Genomic DNA, 16,944 nt, shown 5'->3' on the forward strand with positions numbered 1-16,944 from the left:
ATTAATCTGTTAGACTTGCGTCTAACGGAATGAGAAATCGATTTGAATCGATCAGCCAAGCCATCGGCAGAGCCTAATGGCATTCTATACAGACAACAGTTCTGACCATACGTTCAGAACATATAAAACTTAGGAAACACATAATGTTTAAAAAAACACAACTCAATCGCATCGCGATTGCAGTCGCTATGTCGGTAGGACTATCGTCTGCTGTTATGGCGCAATCAACAACCTCTTCTATCCGTGGTAATGTTGCAACCGTAGCAGGAACTATATTTTCTGACGCGACTGTCACTATTACGCATGTTCCATCTGGTACTGTGTCGACTGCGACAACAAATGAAAGTGGTGTGTTTTCTGCGCGCGGTCTGCGTGTTGGTGGCCCTTACTCAGTTAAGATCAGTGGCGGGGAATTCACCCCTGTACAATATGATAATCTGTATCTATCGCTAGATCAGGCGTTTTCACTCCCTGTTACGGTAGAAGAGACAAACAATACGGAAGTTATTCAAATAACTGGCAGTAATAGTGCAGTGGCCGGTTTCTCGAATGATGGGCTAAGCACTAATCTTGGTATCGAAGCACTAGGCGAAGTGACTTCGATTGATCGCGATATCACAGACGCAGCTGCGCTAAATCCGTTTGCTTCAGTAGACTTTTCGAGTGATGGAGATAAATCATTAACGATCGCGGGTGCAAACAGCCGCTTTAACTCGTTAACGGTAGACGGTGTTGCTTTGAACGACCGTTTTGGTCTAAATGCAAATGGTTATCCAACCCAGGGTTCTCCGATTTCTTTTGATGCCATCGAATCTCTTTCAGTCCAGACTGCACCTTTTGATGTTGAATATAACGGTTTTACTGGCGGTACTATTAATGCCGTTACTAAATCTGGTACCAACGAATTCAAAGGGTCGGTTGGCTATTATCATACAAGCGACTCATTGAGTGGCGATAAAAACGGCGACGACGACTTCAATCTTACTTTTGAAGAAGATACTTTTGTTGGAACACTTGGTGGTCCAATCATAAAAGATAAGCTTTTCTTCTTCATTGCTTACGACAAGTTTGAGGAAGTTGCTCCTCTTAACGATGGTCCAGTAGGTTCAGGTGCGCTTAACGAAGAAGCAGGTATTACACTTGACGATGTGGCTCAAGTTGGTCAGATTGTTTCGGATCTTTGGGGCTTCGACATTGGTGATTTTAACATAGGCCCTGCCGAAGATGAAAAAATCCTTGCCAACATAGATTGGAATATTAGTGCTGATCACCGTGCAAAGTTCACCTATCTCAGGACGGAAGGAAACGCCATTAATGAGCAAAACGGTAACAACTTTTTAGCGTCAGACAATGTTATCGGTGCATCTTCAACTTGGTATGACCGCTCAGAAAAAGTAGAGAGTTTTATTGGTCACGTATTTTCTGACTGGACAGAAAACTTTTCGACCCAAATTAAGATTGCAAGTACCACGCAAGCTACAGGTCAGGACTCTTTAAATGGTGCTGAATTTCCTAATTTTGCGGTATTTTTGCGTGAACTTGATGGAGATGAAAACTATCTTTCAATCGGCCCAGACCGTTTCCGTCATGGTAATTCACTAGATCAGGAATTCTTACAGTACAAATTTTTGGCTACATACGCAGTCGGCGATCATATAATCAAAGGCGGTTTCGAGAGAGAAGAAGTGGATATAGATAACTTGTTCGCTCAAAATTCGGAAGGCTCTTACCTTTTTGACAGTATTGATGATCTGCGCAACAATAACGCTTCTGCTCTATTATATCAGAATGCCGTCAGCAACGATGAAAACGATCTGCGTGCTATTTGGGGTTATAATTCAAACTCTCTTTACATACAGGATTCATGGGATGTCAATTCAGACCTGAGTATTGATGCGGGTATCCGTTATGATTGGTACGAGTCTGAAGGTGAAATTCGAGAAAATCAAAACTTTATAAATCGCTATGGTTACTCCAACACAACGGATATCGATGGATTGGATGTGTTTCTTCCACGAATTTCGTTTGAGTGGTTGGCTACAGATGACATCACTGTTCGTGGTGGAATTGGTCGCTTTTCTGGTGGATCACCTGGAGTTTGGCTTTCAAACAGCTATTCTAACGATGGTGTGATTTCTGACGACGTTGACGATTTTGGAGGTTCCAGAGGACCTTACACAGTTCCAACAACACCTGACGCCGCAACGGGTCAGTACATTCCGCAGGATGTTCTTGATTCGCTGGCAAACGTAGCGCCAGATGGTTCTGTTAACACACTGACCCCAGGGTTCGAAATTCCAACCACAATGAAGGTCAGTCTTGGCGCTGCTTACTATGCCGACCTTCCGGTGGTAGGCGAAGGTTGGTTATTATCTGCAGATTTCCTCTACAACAAGCTAGATAATGCGACTTATTGGTATGACCAACGTTGTGAAAACCCTGTAGCGACCGCACCAGATGGACGTGGTGTTTATGACTGTAGCGATGGACCTGAAGCCCTCGCAGTCGGCTCATTCGACGGTGGTGGTGATAGTATGTTGTACGCGCTATCAGCGACTAACGATTGGGATACGGAATACGGTGAGTTCGATATGTTCTCTAGCTACACTTATTCAGATGTTGAAGATATCGGATATGGCACATCGTCAACAGCGACATCTAACTACTCTGATTTTGCTGCATTTGATCGCCAATCACCACGTGTAGGAACGTCAAGTTTCCAAACTGAGCACCTGTTTAAAATCCGCGCTAACTGGACAAAAGAGTTCATCGCTGGTTACGAAACCAAAGTATCAATGTTCATGACCCGTCGTACCGGTCAACCTTACAGTTATACTTTCAACGAAAACAATGCATGTCTGCTTGATGTAGGCGGCGGTCGTTGTTCACGTGAAAGCCGTAATGATGACGCCGGTCACTTACTTTATGTTCCAAGTGGACCGAATGATCCGATTTTTGCTTCGACTTCATTCGAGGGTGATGCTGCTGCGCAGCAAGCGTTCTTTGATTACATTAATAGTTCAGAGCTAGCACAGTATGCGGGTGGCATCGCTCCACGTAACAATGACAACTCTGCTTGGTCAACTATTATGGATATTCGTATCAAGCAAGAACTGCCAGCCTTTAATAAAGATCACACCTTCAATTTGTTCTTAGATATTGAGAACTTTGGTAACCTTCTTAACTCTGACTGGGGTCGTGTTGAGGTTACTGAATATGAATACGAGCGCGACGTTGTTTCGGCTAAGATCGTCGATGGTCAGTATGAGTATTTTGATCTGAACAGCAACCGCAGTATTCAGAACTTAAGAGTACGTCAGCAGTCTGTTTGGCAGATTCAATTTGGTTTGAAATACGAATTTTAATGATTATTTAGTTAATTATGAGTCACTTTAAAAGCCGATCTTTATGATCGGCTTTTTTTTTGCAATGCCCAAAAGGTTAACGATGTATACATTTCTCATTTTTATATTAACGGTGTTCAGCATGTCGTCAAATAGTCAAAGTATTCGAATTGCCACGTTTAATGTCAGTATGGAGGCCACAAATTATGTTGAACAGGATCAGGCACCTTTAGGAGATGAGTTGCAAAGCAATTTATGTAATGGTGAGCATAAGCAGATTAAAAACATTGCAGACATTATTCAGCGGCTAAGACCTGACATCGTTCTTTTAAATGAGTTTGATTATTCAACCCAGTCAGCAACAGACGCTCAGAATTTTATAACGCATTATCTAAATGAATCTCAGAATAAAAATAAGCCCATTGATTACCCTTATTTCTATAGTGCTCCGGTAAATACTGGTGTTGATTCTGGATTGGATCTAGATAAAGACGGCATAGCATCTGGCACTAAAGGTGATGCCTTTGGTTTCGGCTTTTTTCCAGGCCACTATGGCATGTTGGTACTAAGTAAACATCCGATTCAATTTAACCAAATTCGAACCTTTCAACATTTCCTGTGGAAAGATATGCCAGGTAATTTAATGGCAACTATCAAGGACGAAAACGGGGTGCCATATTACAACCAAGATGCGCAGCAAATATTGCGGTTGTCGTCTAAGTCCCACTGGGATATTCCAATCAAAGTAGGTAATCGCAGCATTCATTTACTGGCCAGTCATCCCACGCCGCCCGTGTTTGATGGTCCAGAAAATCGTAATGGTAAACGTAACCACGATGAGATACGTTTTTGGACTGATTACCTATCTGGCAGTGAACAATCTGCTTATATTTACGATGACAATCAAAAACGAGGCGGGTTTAAAGGTGAGCACTTTGTTATCGCCGGTGATTTAAATGCCTCACCAGTTGAAGGTGATGGCATCAAGAGCGGCATACAAGGGCTACTTGAGCATTCGCTAGTGAATGATTCAATTGTGCCACAAAGTGAAGGTGGCAACGTTCAGACGCCCGATAACCCGCATTCGGCACAACATACTGCGGAATGGGCAATGCGAGCTGATTATGTATTACCTTCAACATCACTTAACGTGAAGGGGAGTGGCGTATTTTGGCCTAAACCAGATGAACCATTGTTTCGTTTAATTAAAGACCGACAGAGTTCATCGGATCATCGATTAGTGTGGGTAGATATTACCGTTACAAAATAAAAGATTGCTCACCGTCTTGAAGGATTCCAATAAGTGCGCTGAGGCCACAGAGGAAATAAAAGTGAATTTTGAAATCTGTTCCTCTGTGTAGCGAAGCGCTCTTTGTCCTCTGTGGTTTAAAACATTTTTACTTTTTTCGTTTAAGATCTAAAAAGGAGCAGCGTTCATACGCCCGATAACCCATATTCAGCAATGCATACAGCCGAATGGGCAATGCGAGCTGATTAAGTATTACCTTCAACTTCACTTAACGTGACGGGGAGTGGCGTATTTTGGCCTAAACCAGATGATCCTTTGTTTCGTTTAATTAAAGACCGACAGAGTTCGTCGGATCATCGATTAGTGTGGGTAGATATTACCGTTACGAAATAAAAGATTACTCACCACCGAGGACAATGAGGTCACAGAGGAAAAGCAAAAATATGATGAGTCTTTTAAATTCTAAATCTTTTCTCTGTGTAGCGAAGCGCTCTTTGTCCTCTGTGGTTTAAAACATTTTACTTTTTTCGTCTAAGATCTAAAAAGGAGCAGCGTTCATACGCCCGATAACCCATATTCAGCAAGGCATACCGCCGAATGGGCAATGCGAGCTGATTATGTATTACCTTCAACATCACTTAACGTGAAGGGGAGTGGCGTATTTTGGCCTAAACCAGATGATCCTTTGTTTCGTTTAATTAAAGACCGACAGAGTTCGTCGGATCATCGATTAGTGTGGGTAGATATTACCGTTACAAAATAAAAGATTGCTCACCACCGAGGACAATGAGGCCACAGAGGAAAAACAAAAATATGATGAGTCTTTTAAATTCTAAATCTTTTCTCTGTGTAGCGAAGCGCTCTTTGTCCTCTGTGGTTTAAAATATTTTTACTTTTTTCACCTAAGATCAAAAAAGGAGCGCAAGCCTAAGCCATTCTCCTTTCGAATGTTTATGGCTTAGAAAAATCCCGAAACTTACCACACCACACGAAAACTACTCAGCCAAACAATTGGCTGAGTAGTTTTATCTATTAGATATTGGTTGGTAAAAATAGTTAGTCTAGAGTGATTACCAGCAACAAATCTTTCACTAGAAAACAATTGTGAATATAGAGTCAATAATTCTTTACCACAACTGATTATTGTTGGACGAATAAGTCAACTATAGTTATAGTCTGGTCATAACCATAAAAATGAGGCGTCATTTGGATACCGGCTTAGACAATCTTTTAGCGCTGCACGGCACAGAAGCTCATAGAGATGATGCTTATTGGTGGAAAATAGAAGCTTGGGAAGTGCAACCAACCAAGGAAAGACCTCATGGTATTCGCTATAACCTCACGCTGCACAACACATACAATAAGCGTGTTTTTGGGTTAGACAATGCTCATGCCGTGAAGCCAGCTAAAAGGAAAGGTTTCGCAGCAAAACGGTATGATTATGATCATGTACATAAGTCAGCCATCGATATGGGTACACCTTATGAATTTAAAGATTGTGCAACCTTGTTGAATGATTTTTTTAGTGGCATTGATACAACGATTGAAGCAATAGAGGGCAAAAAATGATGAAAGCAAGAATAGGCATCATGTCTGAAGAACTTATACGTACAAGAGTACTGGCTATTGTTCAGGGGAAGTATACACCTCATGAAAACGAGCCTAAGGTTTGGTATACCTCCCTTAATGCTATCTCTCAAATTTTGAACCCGGACAATATAGCACTATTAAGGCTAATCGATACTGAACGTCCTGACAGCGTTTCTGCGCTAGCAGAACTGTCTGGTCGTAAAAAGTCCAACCTTTCAAATACTTTAAAATCACTGAGCGATAAGGGGTTCGTTCGTCTCGAAAAAGGGGAAGGAAGAAACTTAAAGCCTGTAGCGCTCTTTACCGATTTTGAGATTATCATTACTCAGGAAATTGAAGACGCATTATTAGAGTTGCAACAGCAAGCTGCATAACTTGCTGTTACATCAAATATTGACCAATTGACTTTGAAGTCGCATTTGCAGAGGACAAAGCAGCAGGAAGCGTTTTGACATAGGTCTTGAATGATTCCAATAAGTGCGCCGAGGCCACAGAGGAAAGAAAGTGAATTTTGAAATCTGTTCCTCTGTGTAGCGCAGCGCTCTGTGTTTTCAGTGGTGAAAATCCTGACCATTACGAAATAAAAGATTGCTCACCACCGAGGAAAAGGAGGTCACAGAGGAAAAGAAAAGTGAATTTTGAAGTCTGTTCCTCTGTGTAGCGAAGCGCTCTTTGTCCTCTGTGGTTTAAAATATTTTTACTTTTTTCGCCTAAGATCAAAAAAGGGGCGCAAGCCCCTTCTTTCTATTTACCTTATGTATCTAAACGCTTATACGCCTAGATAATCCAATATACCTTCAGCAGCGTTGCGACCTTCGTCAATGGCAGTCACCACTAAATCAGAGCCTCGTACCATATCTCCGCCAGAGAATATTTTAGGGTTCGATGTTTGGAATGCGAACTTGCCATGTTTCGGGGCGCGTACCCGGCCTTTCTCGTCCAATATAATCCCGTAATCGCCAAACCAGCTAGCTGGACTAGGTTGGAAGCCAAAAGCAATGATTACTGCGTCAGCTTCAAGCACGTGTTCAGAGCCTTCTATCATGACTGGGCGGCGGCGGCCTTGGGCATCGGGTTGACCCATTTCGGTCTTAACCATCTTCACACCCATGGCTTGGCCGTTTGCATCCACCACAATATCCAGTGGCATAAGATTAAACTTGAAATTCACACCTTCTTCACGAGCGTTAACGACTTCACGGCGTGAGCCTGGCATGCTCTCCTCATCACGACGATAAGCACAAGTAACATCAGGTGCACCTTGGCGAAGGGCCGTTCTGACACAGTCCATAGTGGTATCACCACCACCTAACACCAATACTTTTTTGTCTTTCATATCAATAAAGTCAGCGGGTAGCTTTTCTAGGCCTAATTGGCGATTAACGTTGGCAATAAGGTAAGGCAGAGCTTCGTATACACCTGGTGCTTTTTCGTTATCAAAACCACCTTGCATAGGTTTGTAAGTACCCATACCTAGGAAAACGGCGTCGTAACCCTTTAATAAATCATCGAAAGGAATATCTTTGCCTATTTCGGTATTTAGAACAAACTCCATACCCATTTCAGCAAAGATTTCATGGCGCAGTGCGATGACTTCTTTTTCTAGCTTAAAAGACGGAATGCCAAACGTTAATAAACCACCAATTTTTTCGTATTTATCAAAAATAACAGGTTTTACACCGTTACGCACTAGGATATCTGCACAACCTAATCCCGCTGGGCCTGCGCCAATAATCGCGACTTTTTTGTTGGTTTTAACAACATTGGACATATCCGGACGCCAACCTTGTTTAAAGGCAGTGTCGGTAATGTATTTTTCAATACTCCCGATAGTCACCGCACCAAAATCATCATTTAGGGTACAGGCACCTTCACACAATCTATCTTGTGGGCATACACGTCCACATACCTCAGGTAATGTATTGGTTTTACTCGATAATTCCGCAGCTTCAAAAATTCGGCCTTCATTTGCTAGGCTTAGCCATTGTGGAATGAAGTTATGCACTGGGCATTTCCATTCACAATAGGGGTTACCACAATCAAGACAACGGTCAGCTTGACCTGCTACTTGGGTATCACTCATGGGCTGATATATTTCAGCAAATTCTTCACGTCTGAGGATGGAGGGCTTTTTAGGTGGATCAATACGCTCTACATCAACAAATTGGTATACATTTTTAGACATGAAATACCCCTTATTGCACTTGAACACGTAGTTCGGCAGTAGACCGACTTATGTGACCAAGTAAATTTTTAACATCACTGGTTTTTGGTTTAACCAGTCTGAATTTCGGTAAATATGCGGCAAAGTTGCTTAATATTTTGTGAGCATGTTCACTGCCTGTTGCTTCATAATGCTGATTAATTAAACCTCGCAAGTGTTCCATCAAAATCACTTTATCTTCGATAGACATAAGCTCTACTAATTCACCATTTACGCGATGCTCAATATCATTTTCTTCATCCAGAATATAAGCAAAACCACCGGTCATACCCGCGCCAAAGTTTACACCAGTGCGTCCAAGCACTGCCACAATACCGCCAGTCATATATTCACAACCGTTATCACCTATGCCTTCAACAACGGCTATAGCACCGGAGTTACGCACTGCAAAGCGTTCGCCAGCAAGCCCTGCAGCAAATAATTTACCACCAGTTGCACCATATAGACAGGTGTTACCTGCTATCACACTTTCATTTGACTTAAAGCTAACACCTCTAGGCGGATGGATCACCAGCTTACCGTCGGCCATACCTTTACCTACGTAATCGTTTGCGTCACCCACTAAGGTCATTTCTAAACCGCCAGCATTCCAGACACCAAAACTCTGTCCGGCAGTGCCGGTGAAGTTAAGTTTGATAGGATGTTCGTCCATGCCTTTATTACCGTGATGCTTGGCAATTAAACCAGAGATAATAGCGCCAACAGATCGGTCAGTATTGCGGATAGGATAATTAAACACTCCTCCGGTTTTGTTTTTCACCGCTGTTGTTAAATCGGCTAACAGCAACTGATTTAAATCACCTTTGTCAGCAGGTGAATTAGCGCCTTCACTGCAAAAGAGTTTAGTGTGGTCGCCTGCTAACGGTTTAGCTAAAATAGGACTGAGATCTAACTTGTTCTGTTTAGCCGTTACGCCGTTTAATATCTTTAATAAATCAGTACGTCCAATCAGATCATCCAATTTACGTACACCCATTGATGCCATAATTTCACGCACTTCTTGTGCAATAAATTTGAAGTAGTTCATTACCATATTAGGTAAACCCGCGAAATAATTATCACGTAGGTTCGTATCTTGTGTAGCGATACCTGTCGCGCAATTATTCAAGTGACAAATACGTAAATATTTACAGCCTAAAGCAACCATTGGCCCAGTACCAAAACCGAAGCTCTCCGCACCCAAAATAGCACCTTTAACAACATCTAAACCGGTTTTTAAACCACCATCTGTTTGCACTCGTACTTTATGGCGTAAACCATTGCTTACTAAAGCTTGCTGAGTTTCTGCAAGACCTAATTCCCATGGGCTACCTGCGTATTTAACTGAAGATAATGGACTGGCACCTGTACCGCCGTCATAACCCGAAATAGTAATCAAATCGGCATAAGCTTTAGCAACACCACAAGCGATAGTACCTACACCTGGCTCCGACACTAACTTCACTGAAATTAGCGCATCAGGGTTCACTTGTTTCAAGTCGAAAATTAGCTGAGCTAAATCTTCGATAGAATAAATGTCATGATGTGGTGGTGGAGATATTAGCGTGACTCCGGGAACCGAATGACGTAGTTCAGCAATATACTTGTTAACCTTATCACCCGGTAATTGGCCACCTTCACCAGGTTTAGCACCCTGTGCAACCTTTATCTGTAAGATTTTAGCATTGACCAAATAGTGCGGTGTTACCCCAAAACGACCTGATGCGATTTGTTTAATATTTGAGTTACGTTCATTACCAAAACGTTTTGGATCTTCGCCACCTTCACCCGAGTTAGAATTACCACCTAAACGGTTCATAGCGATAGCTAAAGACTCGTGAGCTTCAGGACTTAAAGAACCAATTGACATAGCTGCCGTGTCAAAGCGTGGATATAAGTTTTCTGCAGGTTCAACTTCATCAATCGAGATGGCTTCTGAATCAGGTGATAAAGCCAATAAATCACGTAAACAAGCAGTTGGTCTTTCATTTACCAAGGTGCTAAATTTTTGGTAATCCTGGTAATCACCACTTATCACGGCTTTTTGTAGTGTTGTGACTACGTCAGGGTTGTAAGAGTGATATTCACCGCCGTGTACGTATTTTAATAACCCGCCGTGGTCTACATTTTTACGTTTTAACCAAGCGACACGATTTAAATTAACTTGATCTTGTTGGAAATCCTCAAAGTCAGCACCTTGAATACGGCTTGGCACGCCTTTGAAGCACATGTCCATTACTGATCTGTTAATACCAATTGCTTCGAATAATTTCGAACTGCGATAACTAGCAACAGTTGAAATCCCCATCTTTGACATAATTTTGTACAGGCCCTTGTTTATCGCTTTACGATAATTAACAGTCGCTTGCATTGGGGTCATATCTAAATGTCCAGACTCACACATCTGTTCAATAATTTCATATGCCAAGAATGGATATATTGCTGTAGCACCCAGACCGATCAATACCGCATAGTGATGTGAGTCTCTGACCGATGCTGTCTCTACTACTATATTTGCATCGCAACGTAAGCCTTTGTCTACTAGCCGCTTCTGCACTGCACCCACAGCCATGGCTGCTGGTATAGGTATGCGTGACGTTTTAATGGCTCGGTCTGATAAAATAACAAACGCAGCACGTTTGTGTGAGACTAAGTGTTCTACCTCATTACATATTCGATTAATTGCTGCCTTAAGCCCTTCTTCTGGTGGAAAATTAAGATCGACTACTTCAGAATAATAATGTTCAGGATCGTAGTTACGTAACTGTTTAAGATCGGTATACACCATGATAGGTGAGTCAAACAATACGCGATCAGCATACCCTGATGTTTCTGTGAACACAGACTTTTCGCGGCCAATACAAGTAGCCAGAGACATCACGTGATTTTCACGTAAAGAATCAATAGGCGGATTCGTTACCTGAGCAAATTGTTGCCTGAAATAATCGTAAATAGTGCGGCTTCTTCCAGAAAGAACCGCCATAGGCGTATCATCACCCATCGAACCTGTTGCTTCTTGACCATCTTTGGCTAAAACCTTGACTACTTGTTCAAGTTCTTCATAACTGTAATTAAACTGTTTTAAATAAGTATTCATCATATTATCATCGAACATGCGTTTGCCGATTTCAGGCGCATCACATTCTTCAATGGGTGTTAAACGCCGAATACTTTTATCCAACCACTCTTTGTATGGATGTCGACTTTTTAAATCATCATCTATTTCATTTGAGCGCCACAATTTCCCCGTCTCAGTATCTATGGCTAACATTTCGCCTGGTCCGACACGACCTTTTTCAATCACATCCTCTTGCTTATAGTCCCAAATACCCACTTCTGAAGCTAAAGTAATCAATCCGTCTTTAGTTATGACATAACGTGCGGGACGAAGTCCGTTACGGTCAAGATTACACGCTGCATGGCGACCATTAGTCAATACTATGCCTGCTGGGCCATCCCAAGGTTCCATGTGCATGGAGTTGAACTCGTAAAAGGCCTTTAAATCTTCATCCATGGTTTTGTTGTTTTGATAAGCAGGTGGCACTAATAGACGCATTGCACGGAATAAATCCATGCCGCCAGCTAAGAATAGCTCTAACATATTGTCTAATGAAGATGAGTCAGAACCCACTTCATTCACAAAAGGTGCGGCATCGGCCAAATCAGGTAACAAAGGTGTTTTGAATTTACCGGTTCGGGCTTGTGCCCAATCGCGGTTACCACGGATGGTATTAATTTCACCATTGTGTGCCAAATATCGAAATGGTTGAGCCAATGACCAACGTGGCAACGTGTTAGTTGAAAAACGTTGATGAAACACACAAATAGCTGACTTCATGTTTTCGTCGGCTAAGTCTAAATAAAACCGAGGTAAGTCGCCGGCCATAACTAGGCCTTTGTATATTGTGACTAGACTAGACAAACTTGCGATATAAAAATCTTCGTCATTAGATAGACGTTTTTCTGCCCGTCTGCGAGCCATAAATAAACGGCGTTCTAAATCTTGAGAGCGCCATCCTGATGGCCCATTAACAAATACTTGTTCAACTTGAGGCACACACGAAGCCGCAAGATCACCTAAGACTGAGTTATCTGTAGGCACAACTCTCCAGCCAACAACAGCCAACGTCTCTTTTTCTAACTCTTCAGTGATGACCTGTTTGGCCAAGTCAGCTAATGCTTGGTCTTGGTTAAGAAAAATCACACCAACACCGTACATTTTGCCTAGCTTCCAATTTTGCTGTTCAGCTATTTTGCGAAAAAATGCGTCGGGTTTTTGCAGCAATAAACCACAACCATCGCCTGTTTTGCCATCAGCAGCGATACCGCCACGGTGCTGCATGCGGTCAAGCCCCTCAATTGCGGTACTGACCAATTTATGACTTGGCTCGCCTTTAGTGTGAGCGATGAGGCCAAAACCACAATTATCTTTTGAATCATTAGGATGATATAAACTCATTAATGCAGACTCCTTCAACCTTCGACTGGGCAGGGTGTTGTATGTTGTTATTGCTAATCATACATCTAAATACGTGTATGAACGTGAGATGGCTTCATGCCCTGATACTTATTTTCCGGTCGTGATTATTATTGAGGATACCAGTCAAGTATCGAATATTTATACTAAGCAGTTCGTACAAAATACCGAGGATTATTTTATAAATCAATTCTCTTATATGGTGTATTTTATATTTTTCAGGGCGAAGGCCCTAATAAGTATCAAAAGTTCTTTTAATTCAATGGTGTGCGATTTTTTTGTGGCTTGGTTATAAGCTATATATAAAAGCTTAAAAACAGTGCCAGTTGTTATTAAAACGTTAAAAAAAGGCGTTTTTTTCATTTTACAGCTTGGTGCGCATTGAATTAATATTTAAATAAAATGAATAAATAGTCTTTGGAAGCTTTAGATTTACAGTTTAATGCTGGGCTAGTATTTTGATCCTTGTAATATTCTTGCTAGCATGTCGCGAATTGGCAAGAACCACAGATGTTTGAGACCCACTCGTTATGACGAATAAGACGACAAAAAAGACCTCAGTTGACCCATGGGCTATCAATATTGCTCAGCTTATCAACCGTTTTGGCGCAGTAAAGACAAGTGTTTTATTCGTTATTTTGACTTTAATATTCACCTTCTCTGGCACCTATTTTCTTAGAATGTTTTTCAGTGACCAAGCTCACACTGAAGACTTCTTAATTGCCATTGTACTGACTTTACTCAGTGCGCCTTGGGTATTATGGGTTTTTAGCGAGCTAGTTAAACAGTTGGTGCGCTCCAGAGAGAGTCTTGCAGAGGCGGTTACTGAGTTAGAGCGATTGCGAAAGGAAGATGAGTTACTGAATCACACTCTGCAGAATAATATCAAGCAACTCAACCATGAAATTGAGCAGCGAAAAAATGCCCAGTTAGAGCGAGAAAATGTGTTCACTGACCTCGAGCGTGAAATCACTGATAGATCTGAAAAAGAACAACAAGCATTACGCCTATCTACTTTACTGCGTTCGATTATCGATGCCTCTCCAGATTTAATCTATTACCGTAATCAAGAAGGGCAATTTGCCGGCTGCAATCGTGTTGCTGAACAAATGACTGGCAAAACCGAACAAGAGTTGATTGGCTTAACGCCCCACCAAGTTTACGACGAAGAACTCGCCCGACAAGTGGTTGCTAGTGATCAAGACGTGCTCGAAAATAATGCCAGTATTACCGAAGAACTATGGTTGCGATTTGCTGATGGACGCCGCCGCTTTTATGAAATGCGTAAGGTGCCATTCTACAGCTCAGACAATACTCGCCTTGGTATTCTTGCTTTTGGGCGGGATATCACTGAGCGTAAACAGGCTGAGAATGTGGTGGCTAAAGCCAGTAAAGACAAAACTGCTTTTATTGCCACAATTAGTCATGAGTTGCGAACGCCCCTTAATGGCATTGTTGGTCTAAGCAGAATGTTACGTGATACTGATCTGACAAGTGAGCAGTTTGCTTGGGTGAGTACGATTTACGCCAGTGGTATTACTCTTGGTAATATATTTAACGATATTATTGATTTGGACAGGCTAGACAGAGACAGGCTTGAGTTATCACTAAAAACAGTTTCCATAAAAGATTTCACTAAAGAGCTTGCCAGTATTATAGAGCTGTTAGCTGATGATAAAGACCTTACTTTTGCTGCGCATGTAGAGGAGCCCTTACCCGCTTTGGTTGAAGTGGACGGTACTCGCTTAAGACAAATTTTGTGGAATTTATTATTCAACGCAGTCAAATTCACACAAAAAGGAACCGTGTCATTAGAAGTCAAAGCTGAACAGATTGATTCTGAAACATCCATGGTCACATTTAAGGTCTGTGATACGGGTGTCGGTATACCTCAGCAAGATTTAGATAAAATTTTTGCTATGTATTATCAAGTTGACTCACCCGAACATCAAAGTGCTACAGGCACTGGCATTGGTTTGGCTATCTGTCAACAAATGGTGTCTTTGATGAACGGTGAGATCAGTGTCAGTAGCGTGATAGGTGAAGGTACTTGCTTTACCGTGGACCTGCCCCTTGGTATAAGCAAAAAGCCTATTCAAGTTGAAACATTAAAGGTCACAGGTTTACAAATATTGTTGGTAGAAGATATTGAGTTAAATGCGATGGTCGCCAAAGCATTGTTGGAAAAACTTGGACAACATGTTGACGTAGCTATGACAGGTAATGAAGCCATTACTATGGCCCGGGACAAACAATATGATTTGATTTTATTAGATATTCAATTACCAGATATGAATGGATTTGAGGTCGCAAATGTTTTACATGAAGAATCTTTGGTAGAGCAAACCAGTATTGTGGCGTTGACCGCAAATGTGATTAAAACACATCAAGAATTTCTCGATAATGGTATGGATGAAGTTATCTCGAAGCCAGTCAAAAAGAGTCGTATTATTGAAGTGCTCAATAGTCTGTTCTGCGAGCAACCTAGCGTGCCTCACCAACCAGCTCCAGAGCCTAAAAAAGACTTGATGAACACTGTTCTCGATTTAGAATTGTTACAAATGTTAGTGGATACTATAGGCCACGACATGGTGTGTACAAGTGTTAAAGTATTTGAGGAAAAAATGCCTGAATACTTGGAAATTTTACAACTGAACTTAAGTGCCGATGAAAAAGATGAAGTGTGCTCCCAAGCTCACAAAATAAAAGGAGCCGCAAGCTCAGTAGGCTTAACCAGAGTACAAAAAATTGCTAACGAAATCCAACAAGGTGATCACCCTGCATGGTGGCAAAATGTGCATGACTGGGTAGAACAATTAGATCAGGCTGCTAATCAAGATATGCAAAAATTAATAAATTGGTTGGGTCAGCAAGATATAGATGACTAAAGAGGCTTAGTCGGCCTCTTGCTCAATCGATAGTCTATTTATCAAATATTAAGATACGGTATTTTTGTTAGCTTGTTTTTAGATGTTATACATTGATTAATCGCCATTTAAGCTAATGGCAGTTCACATAGGTTATATAAGTTATGTCAAAATTTGATCCAGTTGATCACTCACACCGTCGTCGTAATCCTTTAACTGGAGATTGGGTGTTAGTCTCACCCCATAGAGCAAAACGACCTTGGCAAGGCCAAGTGGAAAACCCCCAGCTTGCTGATACTGTGCCCCACGACCCAGAGTGTTTCTTATGTTCGGGTAACACCCGTATTAATGGAGAAGTGAACCCTGAGTATGATGGGACCTTTGTATTTACGAATGATTTCGCAGCATTAATGCAAGACACCCCTGCAGCACAACAATCGAATGATGACTTGTTTACTTTACAAGCGGCCAGAGGCACCAGTCGCGTTATTTGTTTTTCTCCTGAGCACAACAAAACCTTACCGGAATTATCTTTACCTGCTTTAGAAGGGGTGATTGATACGTGGCAAGAACAAGTCGCGGACTTATCCAAAGATTATGTTTGGGTACAAGTATTTGAAAACAAAGGGGCAGCTATGGGCTGCTCTAATCCGCATCCCCATGGACAAGTCTGGGCAAATGACTTTATACCTAATGAAGTGGCGAAAGCTGAAGCGAGTCAAAAAGCGTATTTTGAAAAACATGCTAGTTCGCTATTGTTAGATTATGCACAAAGAGAATCGGCAGATAGCTCTCGAACAGTGGTTGAAACCGAACATTGGATAGCGGTAGTGCCATATTGGGCCGCTTGGCCGTTTGAAACCTTGCTTATGCCTAAGTTTGCTTGTGCCAGACTCACTGATGTTAATGCCGCGCAAAAAGCCGATTTGGCTATCGCGATCAAAAAGCTCACAAGTCGCTATGATAATTTGTTTCAATGTTCTTTCCCTTACTCAATGGGCTGGCACGGGGCACCGAATAATCTAGATTCGACTGAACATTGGCAAGTCCATGCTCACTTCTATCCGCCTTTGTTACGCTCAGCCACTGTGCGTAAATTTATGGTGGGTTATGAAATGATGGCAGAGCCACAACGAGATTTAACACCAGAACAAGCGGCCCAGCGTTTACAGACGCTCAGTGATGTTCATTACAACGAATCAACTGGAGCCTAG

At 41.9% G+C, this 16,944-nt stretch carries 8 protein-coding genes and 2 pseudogenes; 8 read left to right on the forward strand and 2 right to left on the reverse strand.

Annotated elements, in window-relative coordinates:
- Window positions 1-143 precede the first annotated feature (143 nt).
- The 6 genes and pseudogenes from CXF95_RS04295 (at window position 144) to CXF95_RS04320 (ending at window position 6,557) form a co-directional block, all read left to right on the forward strand.
- Window positions 144-3,365, forward strand: coding sequence for a TonB-dependent receptor (locus tag CXF95_RS04295; RefSeq protein ID WP_101197549.1), 3,222 nt, complete (start codon window positions 144-146; stop codon window positions 3,363-3,365).
- Window positions 3,366-3,486: 121 nt separating this feature from the next.
- Window positions 3,487-4,614: an endonuclease/exonuclease/phosphatase family protein gene (locus CXF95_RS04300; protein WP_198556498.1), complete on the forward strand. Its 1,128-nt coding sequence runs from the start codon at window positions 3,487-3,489 to the stop codon at window positions 4,612-4,614.
- 159 nt (window positions 4,615-4,773) lie between these two features.
- Window positions 4,774-4,986: pseudogene (locus tag CXF95_RS30335) on the forward strand (endonuclease/exonuclease/phosphatase family protein); the annotation flags it as partial.
- A gap of 157 nt (window positions 4,987-5,143) precedes the next feature.
- Window positions 5,144-5,356: pseudogene (locus tag CXF95_RS30340) on the forward strand (endonuclease/exonuclease/phosphatase family protein); the annotation flags it as partial.
- A gap of 443 nt (window positions 5,357-5,799) precedes the next feature.
- Window positions 5,800-6,162, forward strand: a complete 363-nt coding sequence (locus CXF95_RS04315) for a DUF6516 family protein (RefSeq protein ID WP_198556499.1) — start codon at window positions 5,800-5,802, stop codon at window positions 6,160-6,162.
- Window positions 6,159-6,557, forward strand: a complete 399-nt coding sequence (locus CXF95_RS04320; RefSeq protein WP_101197551.1) for a MarR family transcriptional regulator — start codon at window positions 6,159-6,161, stop codon at window positions 6,555-6,557. The genes CXF95_RS04315 and CXF95_RS04320 overlap by 4 nt, the downstream gene beginning before the upstream one ends.
- Window positions 6,558-6,952: 395 nt before the next feature.
- Here the strand turns inward: CXF95_RS04320 and CXF95_RS04325 are convergent, their stop codons facing one another.
- Window positions 6,953-8,368 carry an FAD-dependent oxidoreductase gene (locus CXF95_RS04325; RefSeq protein ID WP_101197552.1) on the reverse strand — a complete coding sequence of 472 codons (1,416 nt, stop codon included), beginning with the start codon at window positions 8,366-8,368 and terminating at the stop codon, window positions 6,953-6,955.
- Window positions 8,369-8,378: 10 nt separating this feature from the next.
- On the reverse strand, window positions 8,379-12,845 hold the full coding sequence (gltB, locus tag CXF95_RS04330) for a glutamate synthase large subunit (protein WP_101197553.1): 4,467 nt from the start codon (window positions 12,843-12,845) through the stop codon (window positions 8,379-8,381).
- Window positions 12,846-13,393: 548 nt separating this feature from the next.
- Between gltB and arcB the strand changes: the two genes are divergently transcribed.
- Both arcB and CXF95_RS04345 read left to right on the forward strand, forming a co-directional pair.
- On the forward strand, window positions 13,394-15,751 hold the full coding sequence (gene arcB / locus CXF95_RS04340) for an aerobic respiration two-component sensor histidine kinase ArcB (RefSeq protein WP_101197555.1): 2,358 nt from the start codon (window positions 13,394-13,396) through the stop codon (window positions 15,749-15,751).
- Window positions 15,752-15,894: 143 nt separating this feature from the next.
- Entirely contained in the window at window positions 15,895-16,944 is a 1,050-nt protein-coding gene (locus CXF95_RS04345; protein WP_101197556.1) for a UDP-glucose--hexose-1-phosphate uridylyltransferase, read from the forward strand.

This window comes from Paraglaciecola sp. MB-3u-78, from assembly GCF_002835935.1.
GTDB lineage: Bacteria > Pseudomonadota > Gammaproteobacteria > Enterobacterales > Alteromonadaceae > Paraglaciecola.